A 15,200-nucleotide genomic window follows, 5' to 3' on the forward strand; every position below is an offset into this window, starting at 1 on the left:
GATCAGGCCGCAGGATCCCAGCAGTGGTGACTTCCGGCCCTCCCGGCAGCGGCCGAGCAGTGGAGAGCATGGGTCGTGAAGCAGGTGTCCATCGGTCGAGGGGGATTGCTATGGCGTCGCCAGACAAGCTCGAAATCCTCGAGCGTGATCACTGTCTGGATCTGCTGCTGCCGGCCGTTCAGCCGGTAGATTTCCGTCTTTGGCACGGCGAAATCGTGATCCGGGTTGCCGACGGGTGGAAGCTGGCCAGCTCGTCAGGCAATCATGTGCTGGCATTCCACACCGATGCAGTCGACCCCGAGCTGCGCAGCGGACCGCGCCAGTTTTGGGCCGTATCCTGATGGTTCGCAACACGGGTCCACTGATCGTGGCTGCCGGTGTCGTCATCTTGGTGGTGGGTGTCCTGGTCTGGGTGGGAGGACTTTTCTGGTTCGGCCGGCTTCCCGGTGACGTCCGGATCGAGCACGGAAGCCTGCGAATCTACCTCCCGGTGGTCTCGATGCTCGTGATCTCGATCGTCGCCAGCGTCGTGCTGACCGTCTTGATGCACCTGTTTCGCCGGTGAAGGGGCAAGGCGCTCTGCCGGACATCGGCGATAGGCAGTGCCCAGATCTTCGGCAGCAGGTCCGATCAGAGCCTTCCCGGTTCCTCGTGACTGACGATTCCGAGTTCCTCGGCGACGGCTGCGAGGCCGGTGTCACGGGTCCACATGCGTGCATCCGCCGTCAGCAGGGTCGCGGCCAAAAGTTGCGCGTCGATGTATCCGATTCCGCGCCCGAATAGGTGCCGGTCTTCGATCAGGCTCGACACCTCGGCGTCGGTTGCGGTCTGCGCGTGCGGGAGGTTCTGAAGAAGCCCGAGAATCTCCCGGCGGTCAGACAGTTGGCCCAGCGCGAGCTCACCGATGACACACGGATGCACGAGCACCTGGTTAGCGTGCAGAAGCGCGGTAAGCTTCGGGGCGCCGACGCGTAGATGGTCGATCCAAACCGAGGTGTCGACAAGGATCACGAAGGCGCGTTCCGCCGCCGTGGGATCGTCGTCACATCAGGTTCGCTGCCTGCAAGCCGGGCAAGGCGCCGAGCGCTTTCCCGCTCAATCAATGCCTGCAAGGCTTCCCGGATCAACTTGCTCTTCTCGCTGGTTCCGGTCAGGCGCTGCGCTTCGGAGACGAGATCCTCATCTAATGCCACGGTTGTCCTCATGACCCCTCCAGGCACGCTTATTCGCATCAGGTGATGATGCTATCCGTGCTGCCCTGGCGATGCACGTCCCGTTCGTTTTAAACGTCGGAGTGCCGGTCTACGGCTCGCCCAAGATGCGGAGGCCAACCGGCACCCATCCCGCGCGCGAGTTCGGCAAGAACCGCGTCGATCACCGCCGGCACCGCAGCCGCGATCGCCGGTGTCAGCCCAAGACCGTGGCCGGTATCGGCGATGTCGACGGTGAACACCACCAGCTCGTCGGGCATGCGACCCAACGCCCGACCCAACGCCGCGGTCTGCGCCAACCCGAGCGCATGCGAACTCAGCGCCGTCACGCAGCCGAGGTCATCGCCCGACCAGCGGCGAACGCGACCGGGTGTCGAGTCCCCGCCCGCGAGCGCGTCCACCACCACGGCACGGGCAGCACCGGTCCAGGCCTCCAGCAACGCGGCCGGCTCCCCGGTTGCCGTCACCACGCGCACCCCGGGAAGGCGACGTCGGGCGATCCGGTCGGCGACTGCCGTGCCGACGCCGTCGTCGCGGCGAAAGCTGTTGCCGATGCCGATGACCACCGCGGTGCCCGTCACCGCTGCTCGACCGTCAATGTCAGAAAGTGCGCCGAACACGAAATGCACGGATCGTAGTTGCGAATCGCCCGCTCGCACAACGAGGTCAGCGTCGCGTCGTCCAAGGCGACGTTGGCGGCCACCAGCTGCGCCATGTCGTGTTCGATCGCGGCCTGGTTCTGCGAGGTCGGTGGCACGATGCTCACCGCCTGGATCACGCCGTCCGCGCCCATCTGGTACCGGTGATAGAGCAACCCACGCGGTGCCTCGCTGACACCATGCCCGACGCCGGCCCGGACCGGCACATCGACGAACGGTCGGGCCGGGCGCCGGTACTCGGCGATGATGCGCAGCGCCTCCTCCACGGCGTACACCACCTCGACGGCGCGGACGACGATGCTGCGGAACGGGTTACGGCATTGGCTGTCCAGCCCGGCCTCGGCGGCGGCCTCCCGGGCGATCGGAGACAGCACAGCAGAGTTCAGCGAATAACGCGCCATCGGCCCGGTCAGGTAACGGTTGCCGTCCAGGGTGGCGTGCAGCGCGGTGGAGTGCGGCACCTGCGATTCGGTCACGTGATCGAGAAAATCGCTTGCCTCGAAAGGGGTTCCGGCGCTGCGAGCGATAACCCCGTCCTCAATCGCATACCGGTTCGGGTCGGCCAGCGCCAGCAGCTCGTGATCGACAGCGACGTCGGGAAATTCGAATTCGGACACCGCGCGCACGGTGTACAACGCGTCGTCCATCGCGCGACGCAGCATCTCGGCCAGAGGCTTGAGCTCGTCGGGTGTGGGCACCGAGTAGAAGCCGCCCAACCGCACGTTGATCGGGTGGATGGCCCGCCCCCCGAGGTGCTGCATCAGCTGGTTGCCGGCCTTCTTCAGCGCCAGTCCCCGTTCGACGAACTCGCGACGGTCCTTGGCGAGGCTGATCGCATCCGGGTAGCCCAGAAAGTCCGGCGCGTGCAGCAGGTAGATGTGCAGGACGTGGCTGTGGATCCATTCGCCGCAGTACAGCAGCCGCCGCAGCGCCACCAGCTCGGGGTCGACAGTGACCCCGCAGGCGTTTTCGATCGCGTTGCACGCGCTGATCTGGTAGGCGACCGGGCAGATGCCGCAGATCCGCGCGGTGATGTCCGGTGGTTCGGTATATGACCTGCCGCGCAGGAATGCCTCGAAAAACCTTGGTGGCTCGTAGATATTGAGCTCGGCAGTGTCGACGGCGCCATCGGTCAGCCGCACCCGCAGCGCGCCTTCCCCTTCGACGCGAGTCAGCGCACCGACCTCTAGCCTGCGCGGGTTCACCGGTCGTTCCGCCTCGCGGTGAAGGCGGCGACGTTGAACGTCGAAAACACCCGGTCCACATCGCCGCCCGACATCCCGACCTCGCGCAGCACCGGGATCAACGCCGCGGTATTGGGCGTGGCAGCGGGACCGAAGCAGCCGTAGCAGCCGCGCCGATACGACGGGCACAACGCGCCGCATCCGGCGTGGGTCACCGGGCCCAGACACGGTGTGCCGTCGGCGACCAGCACGCACGTCACCCCGCGCAGCTTGCACTCCGTGCACACCGTCTTGGCCGGCAACCGGGGTTTGCGTCCGATCAGCAGGGCGGCAAGGGTGTCGAGCAGCTGGCCCCGGTCGATCGGGCAGCCCTGCATTTGGTAGTCGACATGGACGTGCGCCGAGGCCGGCGTCGAGGTGGCCAGCGTGGCGATGTAGTCGGGGCGGGCGTAGACGACCGCGGCGAACTCGGCGACGTCGGCGAAATTGCGTAACGCCTGCACCCCGCCGGCGGTGGCGCAGGCGCCGATCGTGACCAGGATGCGGGACTGCTCGCGAATCTGACGAATGCGCTGCTCGTCGTCGGCAGTGGTGATCGATCCCTCGACCAGCGACACGTCGTAGGGACCGGCGACCACCGCGCTGGAGGCTTCCAGGAATGTGGCGATCTGCACCTGCTCGGCCAGCGCCAGCAGCTCGTCTTCGCAGTCCAGCAACGTCAGTTGGCAGCCGTCGCAGGAAGCGAACTTCCAGACGGCCAGCGTCGGTGTGCTCATCTACAACTCCTTGACCCGCAGCAGCGGTCCGGCGACGTCGTAGGTGACCACCGGCCCGTCGCGGCACAGCAGCAACGGACCCAGCTGACAGTGTCCACACCAGCCGATCCCGCATTGCATGTTGCGCTCCAGTGACACCCGAATATCGCCGGCCGCCACACCCTTGTCCAGCAGCGTCTGGGCGCTGAACCGCATCATCGGTTCGGGACCGCACAGCATCGCCGTGGTGCGGCGCGGGTCCAGGGTGAGTGCACGAAGCGGCTCGGTGACCCGGCCGACCCGGCCCGGCCAGCCGGGCGCGGCGGTGTCGACAGTGCGCTGCACCTCCAGAGCGGGGTTGCGCGCCCACTCGGCGGCCTCGTCGGCAAACAGGTGTTGCGCTGGCGTGCGTGCACCGGCGATCAGCACCACCCGGCCGTAGCGAGACCGCTCGGCCAGCACTTGCACTAGCACCGGCCGCAGCGGTGCTAGCCCGCAGCCGCCGGCGACGACGACCAGGTCCCGGCCGGCGCACGAGTGCAGGTCCCAGTCGGTGCCGAACGGTCCACGGACCCCGACGACCGTGCCCGGCCCGGCGTTGTGCAGCGCGGCGCTGACCGCTCCGACCGAGCGAATGGTATGTCCCAGGGCGCCGTCGGGGCCGGACGGGACGTTGCTCACCGACATCGCGATCTCGCCGACGCCGAACGCGTAGAGCATCATGAACTGGCCCGGCGCCGGCGGTGCCAACCGCTGCGCTATCGGTTCCAGGTGGATGGTTGCCGTTTCGACGTTCTCGACGGTCCTGGTGCGCACGCGGTAGGGGACCGGCGCCATCGGCGACGCGGTCGGCGCCCATGCCGCGGCGTCAGTCATCGCCAGAGTCGTGGCCAGAGTCGTGGCGGTGCCCGGCGGCCAGCCCGGCCAGCACGTTCATCTCCTCGGTGATGTCGATTCCGGTGGGGCACCAGGCGATACAGCGCCCACATCCCACACAGCCGGTGCTGCCGAACTGGTCATGCCAGCTACCGAGCTTGTGCGTGATCCAGTGGCGGTAGCGCGACTGGCCCGATTGGCGTACGGCGTCGGGATAGGTGTAGGTGAAATCGTATTCGAAGCACGAAGCCCAGTGCATCCAGCGCTGCGCATGCTCACCCGCCACATCGGTGATGTCCTCGCTGGTGGTGCAAAAGCAGGTGGGGCACACCATCGTGCAGTTTCCGCAGGTCAGGCAGCGACCGGCGACGTCGTCCCAGCGCGGTGACTGACGGGAGTTCACCAACAGCTCGCGCAGGTCGGCATCGGGCATCCGCCGGCCCATCCGATCCGCGGCCCGGCTCACCGCGTGTCGGGCGGAGTCGATCTCGGCTTGGTCGGCGTCACGGTGGGGGATCGCGGCCAACACCTCGGCGCCGTCGTCGCTGCCGACGTCGACCAGGTAGCCCGGGGCGGTGTCGCCGGGGTGTTCGGTCAGCGCCAGGTCGTAGCCGGGGCCGGCCTGCGGCCCGGTCCCCATCGACGTGCAGAAACACAGCCCTCCCGGCTCGGTGCAGTTGACGGCCACCACGAAGGTTCCCCGCAGTCGGCCGACAAAGCCGCGGTCCGGGTATGCTCCGGCGCCCAGGACATTGTTGAGGATTCCGATCGCCGACAGATCGCAGGCCCGCACTCCGATAAAGGCGTAGCGCGGCGGCTCCTCGGGCTGGGTGCCGTCCGAGGACCACACCCGCTGCCTGGGCGGGTGCAGGAACTGCTTCCAGGATTGCGGCCCGGCCGAATGACCGAACAGCGCGTCGTCGTCACGGCGGCGCAACCGATACCGTCCGGGTCCGGCGTCGACCCCCCAGCCTCGCGGCAGGTCGCCGGCGCCCGTCAATTCGCCCAGCACGATCGCGTTGTCCGACAGCGTAGGGCCCACGACCCGATACCCGCGCTCGATCAGAACGGCAATCAGGCGGTCGAGACCGGCGACGTCGATCACCGCGCTGACCACCGAACCGCCCATACCCCCATCGTGCCCCGGCCCGGGTTCAATTCACGGCTGTTATGTCGAATTCGGCCGACCGTATTATGGTCCCTTGCGTGGACAGTGACGCGGTCGAATCCGCGTTCGCCCGACTCGGCCAGCGCGGCTTGGTGCGCCGCATGCACGAGCAGCTCGACGAATTGCTGGCGGCCCGTGACCAGATGGAACTTCTGCTGCGGGTCATCGTCGACATCAGCTCCGAACTCGACCTCGACGTGACGCTGCACCGGATCGTCAATGCGGCCAGAGAACTGACCGGGGCCCGTTACGGGGCCTTGGGTATCTACGGGGCCGAGGGCAGCCTGGCGTCGTTCATCTATGCGGGCATCGATGCCGACACGGCGCGGCGCCTCGGCGACCTGCCGGTCGGTGAGGCCCTGCGCGTCGAGGATCTGGCGGCCCATCTGCAGCGTGCCGGACTCGCCGAGCGCGACACGCCGCTTCGGGCAGTTCTGGGGGTGCCGCTCAGCGTGCGGGGCGTCGCGTTCGGCAACCTCTACCTCGGCGATGACCGACCGGGTCGGGTGTTCTCCGATTCCGACGAGGTCGCCGCGCGGGCACTGGCGTCGGCGGCGGCGGTCGCCATCGACAACGCGCGGCTGTTCGAGCGCGAACGGGCAGCCGCGCGCTGGACGGCGGCCAGCCGCGAGATCACGACCGCGTTGCTCTCCTCGGACCCGCAGCGGGGCCCGCTGCAGCTCATCGTGAGCCGGCTGGTGGAGCTGGCCGACGCCGAGTCGGCGATCCTGCTGGTCCCCACCGAGCCGGAGCTGCCGACCGACCCGACCGACACGCTGGTGGTGGCCGCCGCTGCGGGCAGCGAGGCCGCCGATATCATCGGGGCAAGAGTTCCGATTGACCAGTCCACGACCGGCGAAGTGTTCGTCAGCGGCACGCCGACGATCACCGATTCGTTCAAACATCCGATCGAGGGATTCACCGACGCAGGCGACCGCTCGGTGGTCGTGGCGCCGATGCGCGCCGACGACACGATGCTCGGCGTGGTCGCGGTTGCCCGCGGCGTGCACCAGCCGCCCTTCGGTGATCACTATCTCGAACTTGTCAGCGACTTCGCCAGACACGCCGCGATTGCGTTGACGCTGGCGGCCGGCCGCGAGCACATCCGGGAGCTGGCCATTCTGGCCGACCGCGAACGGATCGCCCACGACCTGCACGACCACGTCATCCAGAAGCTGTTCGCCGCGGGCCTGGACTTGCAGGGCACCATCGCCCGGACGCACGCGCCGGAGATCGTCAATCGGCTGAACCACACCGTCGACGATTTGCAAACGACGATCGAAGACATCCGGGCGACGATCTTCAAGCTGCAAACGCCCCCGCAACACGGCGAGAATCTGCGGCAGCGAATCCAGAACCGGGTCGCCGAGCTCACCGAAGACCGAGACATCGCGACCACGCTCGACATCTCCGGCGCCCTGACGGCCGTCACCGGCGAGCTCGCCGATCACGCCGAGGCCGTCGTGACCGAAGCCGTCAGCAACGCCGTCCGCCACTCCGGGGCCCGCCGGCTGACCGTCCGCATCGAGGTGGATCACCGGCTGGTCATCGAGGTTGTCGACGACGGCCGCGGCATCTCGGCGGACAACCGGCGCCGCAGCGGGCTGGCCAACATGGCGCGGCGCGCCGCGCAGGTCGGCGGCGAATGCTCCGTCACCAGCCCGCCCGAGGGCGGCACCAGGGTGTATTGGCTGGCCCCGCTGTCGTGATTCGAGCCGCACGTTGTCCCTACGCCCGGGGCGGCAACATCCCGCTGTCGCGGGCGGCAGCGATGTTGGCCATCACCCGGTCCAACAACACCGCGCAGACCGTGCCGTTGTCGGCGATGTCGGTAAGGCCGCGGTGCAGCAGATAAGCATGTAGGCGTCGATCGATCGGCCACTCGGCGAAGCGGGACCCGGCGTAGTGCGAACCGAGGAATTCCCATGCCATCGTGTCCAATTCGGACTCCAACGATACAGCCCCCACGGTTGCCCCAATCTCAGCGCTCACGTCGCTAGCGTCACCGCGCGCCCGGCCGTGGCCTAGTGCCGAAAGTCACCGGCCGGACCTGCCGAAGTCGTCTTCGTACCGCTGCCCGCTACGACGCGCCCCGTTGCGGATCAGTTCTGGAGTTGGTCAAAAACACCAGGCAGGACTTGCCGATCTGGATCTCGTCGCCGTGGGTCAGCACCGCGGACTCCACTGACTTGCGGTTGACATAGGTGCCGTTGAGACTGCTGGTGTCAACCACCCGGTAGTCGCCGTTTTCTGCCCGGAACTCCGCGTGTCGCCGACTGACGGTGATGTCGTCGAGATAGATGTCGCTGTCGGGGTGACGGCCGGCGGTTGTGACGGCCTTGTCGAGGCGGAATCGCGATCCGGCGTTGGGTCCGCGTTTGACGACGAGCACAGCCGAGACCCCGGGCGGCGGGTCAGCTCCCCAGTCATCGGATTCGACGGCGGCCGACGTGTCGGTTTTGCCGAGCAACTCGAGCGACGACAACGCGGCAGTCGTGTTCGCCGTGCCTGCTCGCGTCGCCTGGTCGTCTTTCTGGTGGTTCACTGTGTGGTCCTATCGGCAGTCATCAGCTGTAGGGCAGCTGTAGAGCAATTGTGACAGGCCCGCAGTGGCGAAGGTGGCGGGCTACGCCTGCACCGCTCGCCGCCACAGATCCGCGGCGGCGCGTGCCGATTCCGACGGCGACCGGCTGGTGTCGATCGGATGCGCCTGGGACCAGTCACCGTAGTCGGCCAGAGCGCGGGCGATCCCCGGGGTCGCATCGGAGACGTGGCCTGCGGGTCTGGCCGCGACACGTCGTGCGGCGGCGTGCGCCGCGGTCTCGCAGCGCAATTCCAGACCGAAGGCATGCGTTCGAGAGGCCAGTTCACGCACCTGCTTGCGGCGTCGGGGATCCCGCCAGGTGCCGTCGAGGATGACCGACTCGCCGCTGGCCAGATGCAGGTGCGCGCGTCGCAGCACCTCGTCATAAACGGCGGCGACCTTGTCAGCGGAGTACAGACCGGCATCGAGCACACCCGGCGCGCCACCGATGGTGCCGCTGGCCAGCATGTCTTTGCGCACTTCGTCGGTGGAAATCACGGATGCCCCCACCAGGTCGGCCAGCCCGCGCGCCAGCGTGCTCTTACCGGTGCCCGGGCCGCCGCCGACCATGGCCACCCGCACCGAGCAGCTACGCAGGTGCTCGAGCGCGATGTCCAGGTGCCGCGATGCATCCTCGACGGCGTCGCGATGCCCCTGGGTGAACCGTACGCAGTCCACCTTCGCCCTGACCAGCGCGCGGTAGGCGATATAGAAATCTTTCAGCGACCGCGGTGCCGGATCAGCGGCCAGCTTGCTGTAGTGCTCCAGGAAAAAATCGGCGAGATCTTTGCGCCCCAGAAACTCCAAATCCATCGCCAGAAAAGCGACATCGTCGATCGTGTCGACGTAGCGAAGCTGATCGTCGAACTCCAGACAGTCCAATATCTCGGGGCCCTGCGGCAGACAGAAAATGTCGTCGGCGAGCAGGTCGCCGTGTCCGTCGACAACCCGGCCGTCGGCAATGCGTCCGCTGAACAGCACCGCGCGACCGGAGATGAACTGCACCGCAAGGCGTTCGACCGTATCGAGGCGCCGGTGATCGACGACGGTGCCGGGATAGTGCCGCAGTTCGGCGATGTTGGCCTGCCACCGCGCTTTGACCGCGCGAACCTTGCCCTGCGACGCCACCGATCGGCTACGGGCGGCGCTGTCGTGGAACCGGGCCAGCACGTCGGCGATGGCCAGCAAGGCATCGGTGACCGGCCGGCGATCGCGTACGAGGGTGGCCAGCCGGGAGGAGTCCGGGTGGCGCCGCATGACCAGCACCGGCTCCGCGGCATCATTCCAGGGCATGCTCAGCTGAGCGACACCCAGATAGCTGGCGGGGGCCAACCGCCGGTTGAGCTCCAGCTCGCGCCCGAGAGCCTGCGCACGGCGTCGGGGTGTGCGGAAATCCAGGAAGTCGGTCTTGATCGGTTTTTTGCCCTTGTAAGCCAACTGGTCGACGAGAACGACGATTCCGGTGTGGGTCTCATGCACCTGGGCATACGGTTCGGCGGCTGCCCGGCTCTCGGTTGGCCCCATGAGCACATTCTCCCGCGCCGGGGACCAAGGACCCTGGCGCGGGTCGGCTGGGGCCGTATGGTCGACAATTGGAGAAGGGCGGTTTCGGATATGCCGAAAACAGCAGTGCCCAGCCAGGTGATCGCGCGGGCGGTGGAAGTGGCGTGCCGTGCCCCGTCACTGCACAACAGCCAACCGTGGCGATGGGTGGCCACCGCCACTGCGGTCGACTTGTTCGCCGATCCACGACGGGTACTGCGGTCGACCGACAGTACCGGCCGCGAGGCGCTGATCAGCTGCGGCGCGGTGCTCGACCACTTCCGCGTCGCGATGGCCGCCACCGGCTGGAACACCGACGTCGACGAGTTCCCCGACCCGGACGAGCCCGAGCACCTGGCGTCGATCGACTTCACCCCGCTCGATTGCGTCACCCGGGCCTGGCGCGATCGCGCCGATGCGATACTGCGGCGCCGCAGCGACCGGTTGCCGTTCGCCGCGCCGCCGCACTGGGAGGCGTTCGAGGACGTGCTGCGCAGCTCGATCGACGCGGATCTGGCCTCGCTCGACGTGTTGTCCGACGAGGCGCGTCCGCAGCTGGCCGAAGCCTCACAGCTCACCGCGGCGCTGCGCCGCCACGACGACTTGTACCACCAGGAACTGCAGTGGTGGACAGCGCCGTTCCGGGACTCGGAAGGAATCCCGCCCAGCAGTTTGGTGTCACGGTCGGAAGCCGACCGAGTCGGGGTCGACCGGGGATTCCCGGTCAGCGGCTACGGCGACAGGCGCGCCGCGACCGGGCGAGACCGGGCGAAGATTCTGGTCCTGTCCACGCCCGAGGACACCAGGGTGGACGCTTTCCACGCCGGGCAGGTGGTGTCCGGGGTGCTGCTAGAATGCACGATGGCCGGGCTGGCCACTTGTCCGTTGACGCATATCACCGAGCTGGCGGCCAGCCGCGACATCATCGCAGACCTGATCGGGCGAAAGATCATGCCGCAAATTTTGATTCGGGTCGGCATCGCGCCGGATGTCGAGGAGGTTCCGCCGCCGACGCCACGGCGGCCGTTGTCCGAGGTTTTGGAGATTCGTCGCTGATCGCCCTTTAGGTAGGCCGCGAAGAGACCTTTGATGACACGCGAGAGCTGAAGGGTCGAAAATGCCTGACAAATCGTCGGATGTCTCGACACGGGTCGGCATCGCACGGGTCGCCCGCTCGATCGTCGGCTGCACGGGTTTTCTGGTCCGGGGTCGTCTTCATCAGCCCTCCCGGCACGTCGGCGGGGCACTCTGGTTTGCCGACGGCACCCGGGCGCGGATCTTTCGCGAGACCGTGGTCGACCGGCAGCGCCCCAGGACCCCGGCGGTGTTGGTGGTCGAATTCCGGTTGCGTGTCGCGCGCGAGCGAACCCACCGGGTGGTGCAGAGGCTCAGCGTTCTCGCTACGCCGCTGTTCGCCGGTTTTCCCGGATTCGTCTCCAAGCTGTGGCTCACCGATGACAAGAGCCGGGTGTACCGGGAGATCTACGAGTTCGACGGTGCTGCACAGGCCGAGTCCTATGCGGAAACACTGCGTTGGATTCTCCGGCGGGTAGTCGTGGCGGGCACGTTCGAGTGCCATGTCGTCACCGGCGAGTGCTGGGCCGGGTTGGTAGCCCAGGCCGAGTGCCTGGCGGCTGACGCACCGCCGGATATGACGGCCGCATGGCGTCCTACGTAACGGTCGGCACGTAACGGTCGGCACGTAACGGTCGGCACCGAGAAAGGAGTGGCTATGAAGGCTCAGGTTGGCGACTGGCTGGTGATCAAGGGCACCACGGTTGATCGGTCTGACGAGCGCGGTCTGATCACCGAGGTGCGCTCGGCGGACGGGTCGCCCCCCTACGTGGTGCGGTGGCTGACGACCGGCCATGAGACGACGGTGTATCCCGGTCCGGACGCGATCGTCGTCACGGCTGCGGAGCAGGAGGCCCTCGAGCACAAGACACCGAGCGGTTAAGCGCGCCGCGGGACCAAAGACCAGCCGGCACCCGGGGCTAGCGACCCTCAGGGGCCGCTGCCTGGGGCCGGGCGAGCCGGTACACGTCGATGAGGCGGCTGAGATCGTGGGCGGTGACAATGCCTGTCACCCGGCCGCCGTCGATGACCAGTGCACGCTTGCCAGTGTTGGTCGCCAGCCGTTCCAGCAGCGCGGTGACCGGCTCGTCCGGCGTCGCCGTCGTGACCCGATCCAACGGCACGGCAATGTCGTCGACCAGCGTGCTGGCACGCCGGTCCGAAGGGACCTCGCGCAGCTGGGCCAAGGTGATCAACCCTGAAATCGATCCGTCGCGTGCCTCCACCGGGTACGCCGAATGCCGGTCTCCGAGCAGATAACGATCGATGAACTCCGCGACGGTTATCCAGCCGGGTGCTGTGCGCGGGTGGGCGGTCATCGCGTCGGCCACCCGGACGCCGGTGAGCGCACGCCGGGACAACACCTGGTCCTCGGTGCTCCGCGCGGCCGTGAAGATGAACCAGCCGATGAACGCTAACCACACTCCGGGAACCAGCGCTCCGAAAAGGAATTCCATCAGCCCCAAGCCGATCAGGATCGTGGCGAGCATGCGCCCGGCCCGGGCCGCGCCCACCGAAGCGGTGAGCGCATCGCCGTGCCGGCGCCACAGCCAGGCCCGCAGCACCTGGCCGCCGTCCAGCGGGGCGCCCGGCAGCAGATTGAACAACCCCAGCAGTAAGTTGATGCCGGCCAGCCACCACAACACACCGGACACAATGTGTGCCGGGGTCAGCACATCCAATACCCAAGCGCCGCCGGCAAATCCGCCGGCAAGCGCCAAGCTCGTCGCCGGTCCCGCTATCGCGATCCGAAAGGCCGTCTGCGGTGTCTTGGCCTCGCCGCCCAGATGCGTGACACCGCCGAAGAGCCAGAGCGTCACATCCAATACCCGCACGCCGGTGCGCCGGGCCACGAGTGCATGGGCGAGTTCGTGGGCCAACAACGACGCGAGCAACACCAGCGCACCACACGCCCCGGCTACCCAGTAGGCCGTCGCCGAATAACCGGGCACGGTGTCGGGAAGAGTCGAAGCCAAGCTCCACGTGAACAGCCAAAGAATGACGAGCACACTCCAGTTGAGGCCCACCGGGAACCCGGCGATCCGCCCCAGGGGGATGTCACCACCCACGCTGAACCTCCACACAATCGGGGTCGCGCCGCACGCAGAATTACCGCACAACGCTACCCGCATGGCCCAGCCTTAGGACTCCCAGTCCAGGACACATGATCGGACTGCACAGACTAGAACCAGAGGGCAGTGGCCCCGGACTCACGGGCACGGGCCCCGGCCCTCAGCGCGGACGGGCCACGATCACCGGCGCGCGAGCGACCTGGGCTATTGCGGTACTCACCGAGCCGAGAAGCAGCCCGGAAAAGCCGCCGCGACCCCGGCTGCCGACGACTACCAGTTGGGAGGAGTCGGCTTCGTCGAGCAGATGGCGGGCCGGGTGGTCTCGAACCAGCCGGCGACGCACGACGACCTCGGGGTAACGCTCCTGCCAACCCGCGAGGCGTTCCGCCAGGGCTTGTTCCGCCCGTATTTTCCGGGCCGACCATTCCATGCTGGGAATGCCGGATGCGTCTGCATCAGTCCAGGCGTGCAGCGCGACCAGCTCGACACCCCGCCAGGACGCCTCGCCGAAAGCGATCTCGGTGGCCAACTCTGAGGCCGGCGAGCCGTCGATGCCGAGCACCACCGGCAGCTGCGAGGGTTGCAGCACGAACGGAGCTTCGTCGTGGATCACCGCCACGGGACAGCTGGCATGATGAATGAGCCCACTGCTGACCGAGCCCAGCAGGAGACGTCGGAGCATGCTCTGCCCCCGGCATCCCACCACCATCATCTGCGCGTTCCTGGACAGGTCGACCAGTGCCGGGACAGTCGCGGCCATTACTATTTCGGTGTCGACTTCGGGCGTGAACCCGGTGGCCTCGGCAATGAGTCCGACGGCGTCCGCGATGATGTTTTCGGCCGCGATTTTGCGGAATTCGCCGGTTTCGACGAGCGCCGCTTGCCCGTCCAGCGGCGGGGCAGCCCACAGTGATGCGTCGATGACGTGGACCAGGCTGAGCGGGATACCGCGCATGTGCGCCTCACGCGCGGCCCAGCGTACGGCCATCCGTGACGATGATGACCCGTCAGCGCCAACGACGATTCCCAGATGCGTCGTGCGAGGGGGCATTCCTGCTTTCCCTGTTCGTTGCTCGACCTTTTAGCAGACCCTAGGTGCCGGGTCACGACGACACAGGAGCCATTAGTCCTCTGCGGGGGATCCGACCGACACGGATTCCCCGGACGACCCGGCAATCCGGGACTTCGGTCCCTACCGCCGAAGTCGGTCGGATGGTCGAATCGTTATCGGAACCGATTTGACCCTCGACGAGGAGACGACTATGAGCTCCCTTCCTGTGCACCGTCAGCCACGTTCGCTCTTCCCGGAGTTCTCCGAGTTGTTCGACGCGTTCCCGGCGTTCGCCGGCCTGCGGCCGGTCTTTGATACCCGCCTGATGCGACTCGAGGACGAGATGAAGAACGGGCGTTACGAGGTCCGCGCCGAGATCCCCGGTGTCGACCCGACCAAAGACATCGACATCACCGTGGGTGACGGTCAGTTGACCATCAAGGCCGAGCGCAGCGAGAAGAAGGATTTCGACGGCCGCTCGGAGTTCTCCTACGGTTCGTTCGTCCGCACCGTCTCGCTACCCAGCGGCGCCGACGAAAACGATGTCAAGGCGACCTACGACAAAGGCATCCTGACGGTCTCGATGGCAGTCAACGAGGCCAAGACAGCCGAAAAGCACGTACCGATCGCCTCGATGAACTGATTGGCAAGCGGGCCCGCGGCAGGAACAAGGCATGACTGGAGCGATCCGCGTCGACGGGCATGCCCCGCGTCGGGTTTTTCGCGACCGCCGCGAGGCCGGGCAGGTGCTGGGGAACCTTTTGCAGGCGTACAAGGGGAAACCGGATGTCATCGTGTTGGGCTTGGCGCGCGGGGGAATACCGGTCGCCTGGGAAGTCGCGGCCGCGCTGCGCGCCCCACTGGATGCCTTCGTGGTCCGCAAACTCGGCGCCCCGGGTCACGAGGAATTCGCGGTGGGAGCGCTGGCCAGCGGCGGCCGCGTCGTCGTCAACGACGACGTCGTGCGGGGCCTGCGGATCACCCCTGCGCAGCTGCGCGAGATCGCGGAACGCGAAGGGCGCGA

General features: G+C 67.3%; 18 protein-coding genes and 2 pseudogenes. 8 read left to right on the forward strand and 12 right to left on the reverse strand.

Translation table 11 applies throughout. The features are described from left to right. The first annotated feature begins 68 nt into the window (after window positions 1–68). A complete protein-coding gene (locus tag F6Q13_RS09365; RefSeq protein ID WP_293055401.1) occupies window positions 69–341 on the forward strand; it encodes a hypothetical protein in 273 nt (90 codons plus the stop codon). Beyond that, complete coding sequence (locus F6Q13_RS09370; protein WP_293055403.1) at window positions 341–565, forward strand: DUF2905 domain-containing protein; 225 nt, start codon at window positions 341–343, stop codon at window positions 563–565. The genes F6Q13_RS09365 and F6Q13_RS09370 overlap by 1 nt, the downstream gene beginning before the upstream one ends. 65 nt (window positions 566–630) lie before the next feature. On the opposite strand, the gene F6Q13_RS09375 is transcribed toward F6Q13_RS09370, so the two are convergent. From F6Q13_RS09375 to F6Q13_RS09405, 7 genes are all read right to left on the reverse strand, one after another. After that, complete coding sequence (locus F6Q13_RS09375) at window positions 631–1,011, reverse strand: type II toxin-antitoxin system VapC family toxin (RefSeq protein ID WP_367141270.1); 381 nt, start codon at window positions 1,009–1,011, stop codon at window positions 631–633. Beyond that, window positions 1,008–1,205 carry a type II toxin-antitoxin system VapB family antitoxin gene (locus F6Q13_RS09380; RefSeq protein WP_293055407.1) on the reverse strand — a complete coding sequence of 66 codons (198 nt, stop codon included), beginning with the start codon at window positions 1,203–1,205 and terminating at the stop codon, window positions 1,008–1,010. The genes F6Q13_RS09375 and F6Q13_RS09380 overlap by 4 nt, the downstream gene beginning before the upstream one ends. 77 nt (window positions 1,206–1,282) lie before the next feature. Then, window positions 1,283–1,792, reverse strand: coding sequence for a hydrogenase maturation protease (locus F6Q13_RS09385; protein WP_293055409.1), 510 nt, complete (start codon window positions 1,790–1,792; stop codon window positions 1,283–1,285). Further along, window positions 1,789–3,075 (reverse strand): Ni/Fe hydrogenase subunit alpha, encoded by a 1,287-nt coding sequence (locus tag F6Q13_RS09390; RefSeq protein ID WP_293055411.1) that lies wholly within the window; start codon window positions 3,073–3,075, stop codon window positions 1,789–1,791. The genes F6Q13_RS09385 and F6Q13_RS09390 overlap by 4 nt, the downstream gene beginning before the upstream one ends. Next, a complete protein-coding gene (locus F6Q13_RS09395; RefSeq protein ID WP_293055413.1) occupies window positions 3,072–3,830 on the reverse strand; it encodes an oxidoreductase in 759 nt (252 codons plus the stop codon). Before F6Q13_RS09395 ends, F6Q13_RS09390 begins: the two co-directional genes overlap by 4 nt. Then, window positions 3,831–4,685: an FAD/NAD(P)-binding protein gene (locus F6Q13_RS09400; protein WP_293055415.1), complete on the reverse strand. Its 855-nt coding sequence runs from the start codon at window positions 4,683–4,685 to the stop codon at window positions 3,831–3,833. Further along, a complete protein-coding gene (locus tag F6Q13_RS09405) occupies window positions 4,678–5,814 on the reverse strand; it encodes a 4Fe-4S dicluster domain-containing protein (RefSeq protein ID WP_293055417.1) in 1,137 nt (378 codons plus the stop codon). Before F6Q13_RS09405 ends, F6Q13_RS09400 begins: the two co-directional genes overlap by 8 nt. A 77-nt stretch (window positions 5,815–5,891) precedes the next feature. Between F6Q13_RS09405 and F6Q13_RS09410 the strand changes: the two genes are divergently transcribed. Further along, a complete protein-coding gene (locus F6Q13_RS09410; RefSeq protein ID WP_293055419.1) occupies window positions 5,892–7,562 on the forward strand; it encodes a GAF domain-containing protein in 1,671 nt (556 codons plus the stop codon). Between the two features lie 19 nt (window positions 7,563–7,581). Here F6Q13_RS09410 and F6Q13_RS09415 read toward each other — a convergent pair whose 3' ends face one another. The 3 genes and pseudogenes from F6Q13_RS09415 to F6Q13_RS09425 form a co-directional block, all read right to left on the reverse strand. Further along, window positions 7,582–7,845 carry a hypothetical protein gene (locus F6Q13_RS09415; RefSeq protein WP_293055421.1) on the reverse strand — a complete coding sequence of 88 codons (264 nt, stop codon included), beginning with the start codon at window positions 7,843–7,845 and terminating at the stop codon, window positions 7,582–7,584. A gap of 88 nt (window positions 7,846–7,933) precedes the next feature. After that, window positions 7,934–8,251, reverse strand: a pseudogene (locus tag F6Q13_RS09420) (FHA domain-containing protein); the annotation flags it as partial. A gap of 228 nt (window positions 8,252–8,479) precedes the next feature. After that, on the reverse strand, window positions 8,480–9,961 hold the full coding sequence (locus F6Q13_RS09425; protein ID WP_293055423.1) for an AAA family ATPase: 1,482 nt from the start codon (window positions 9,959–9,961) through the stop codon (window positions 8,480–8,482). A 90-nt stretch (window positions 9,962–10,051) separates the two neighbouring features. On the opposite strand from F6Q13_RS09425, the gene F6Q13_RS09430 reads away from it, so the two are divergent. From F6Q13_RS09430 to F6Q13_RS09440, 3 genes are all read left to right on the forward strand, one after another. Continuing rightward, window positions 10,052–11,035, forward strand: coding sequence for an NAD(P)H nitroreductase (locus F6Q13_RS09430; protein WP_293055425.1), 984 nt, complete (start codon window positions 10,052–10,054; stop codon window positions 11,033–11,035). A gap of 61 nt (window positions 11,036–11,096) precedes the next feature. Then, complete coding sequence (locus F6Q13_RS09435; protein ID WP_293055427.1) at window positions 11,097–11,657, forward strand: hypothetical protein; 561 nt, start codon at window positions 11,097–11,099, stop codon at window positions 11,655–11,657. A 54-nt stretch (window positions 11,658–11,711) separates the two neighbouring features. Further along, the gene (locus F6Q13_RS09440) at window positions 11,712–11,936 is read left to right on the forward strand and encodes a DUF1918 domain-containing protein (RefSeq protein WP_293055428.1); all 225 of its coding nucleotides are present in this window, start codon (window positions 11,712–11,714) and stop codon (window positions 11,934–11,936) included. 37 nt (window positions 11,937–11,973) lie between these two features. Here F6Q13_RS09440 and F6Q13_RS09445 read toward each other — a convergent pair whose 3' ends face one another. Together F6Q13_RS09445 and F6Q13_RS09450 are read right to left on the reverse strand one after the other, a co-directional pair. Continuing rightward, a complete protein-coding gene (locus F6Q13_RS09445) occupies window positions 11,974–13,122 on the reverse strand; it encodes a site-2 protease family protein (RefSeq protein WP_293055430.1) in 1,149 nt (382 codons plus the stop codon). A 163-nt stretch (window positions 13,123–13,285) separates the two neighbouring features. Next, a complete protein-coding gene (locus tag F6Q13_RS09450; RefSeq protein WP_293055432.1) occupies window positions 13,286–14,176 on the reverse strand; it encodes a universal stress protein in 891 nt (296 codons plus the stop codon). A 211-nt stretch (window positions 14,177–14,387) separates the two neighbouring features. On the opposite strand from F6Q13_RS09450, the gene F6Q13_RS09455 reads away from it, so the two are divergent. After that, window positions 14,388–14,819: an Hsp20/alpha crystallin family protein gene (locus tag F6Q13_RS09455; RefSeq protein ID WP_293055434.1), complete on the forward strand. Its 432-nt coding sequence runs from the start codon at window positions 14,388–14,390 to the stop codon at window positions 14,817–14,819. Between the two features lie 31 nt (window positions 14,820–14,850). Then, a pseudogene (locus tag F6Q13_RS09460) lies at window positions 14,851–15,200 on the forward strand (phosphoribosyltransferase family protein); the annotation flags it as partial.

The sequence above is a fragment of the Mycobacterium sp. genome, assembly GCF_008709575.1.
GTDB lineage: Bacteria > Actinomycetota > Actinomycetes > Mycobacteriales > Mycobacteriaceae > Mycobacterium.

Excerpts from the sequence above, each read along its gene's own strand:
- F6Q13_RS09365 (WP_293055401.1), top strand. The coding sequence starts at position 69 with ATGGGTCGTGAAGCAGGTGTCCATCGGTCGAGGGGGATTGCTATGGCG.
- F6Q13_RS09370 (WP_293055403.1), top strand. The coding sequence starts at position 341 with ATGGTTCGCAACACGGGTCCACTGATCGTGGCTGCCGGTGTCGTCATC.
- F6Q13_RS09380 (WP_293055407.1), bottom strand. The coding sequence starts at position 1,205 with ATGAGGACAACCGTGGCATTAGATGAGGATCTCGTCTCCGAAGCGCAG.
- F6Q13_RS09395 (WP_293055413.1), bottom strand. The coding sequence starts at position 3,830 with ATGAGCACACCGACGCTGGCCGTCTGGAAGTTCGCTTCCTGCGACGGC.
- F6Q13_RS09400 (WP_293055415.1), bottom strand. The coding sequence starts at position 4,685 with ATGACTGACGCCGCGGCATGGGCGCCGACCGCGTCGCCGATGGCGCCG.
- F6Q13_RS09405 (WP_293055417.1), bottom strand. The coding sequence starts at position 5,814 with ATGGGCGGTTCGGTGGTCAGCGCGGTGATCGACGTCGCCGGTCTCGAC.
- F6Q13_RS09425 (WP_293055423.1), bottom strand. The coding sequence starts at position 9,961 with ATGGGGCCAACCGAGAGCCGGGCAGCCGCCGAACCGTATGCCCAGGTG.
- F6Q13_RS09430 (WP_293055425.1), top strand. The coding sequence starts at position 10,052 with ATGCCGAAAACAGCAGTGCCCAGCCAGGTGATCGCGCGGGCGGTGGAA.
- F6Q13_RS09435 (WP_293055427.1), top strand. The coding sequence starts at position 11,097 with ATGCCTGACAAATCGTCGGATGTCTCGACACGGGTCGGCATCGCACGG.
- F6Q13_RS09440 (WP_293055428.1), top strand. The coding sequence starts at position 11,712 with ATGAAGGCTCAGGTTGGCGACTGGCTGGTGATCAAGGGCACCACGGTT.
- F6Q13_RS09450 (WP_293055432.1), bottom strand. The coding sequence starts at position 14,176 with ATGCCCCCTCGCACGACGCATCTGGGAATCGTCGTTGGCGCTGACGGG.
- F6Q13_RS09455 (WP_293055434.1), top strand. The coding sequence starts at position 14,388 with ATGAGCTCCCTTCCTGTGCACCGTCAGCCACGTTCGCTCTTCCCGGAG.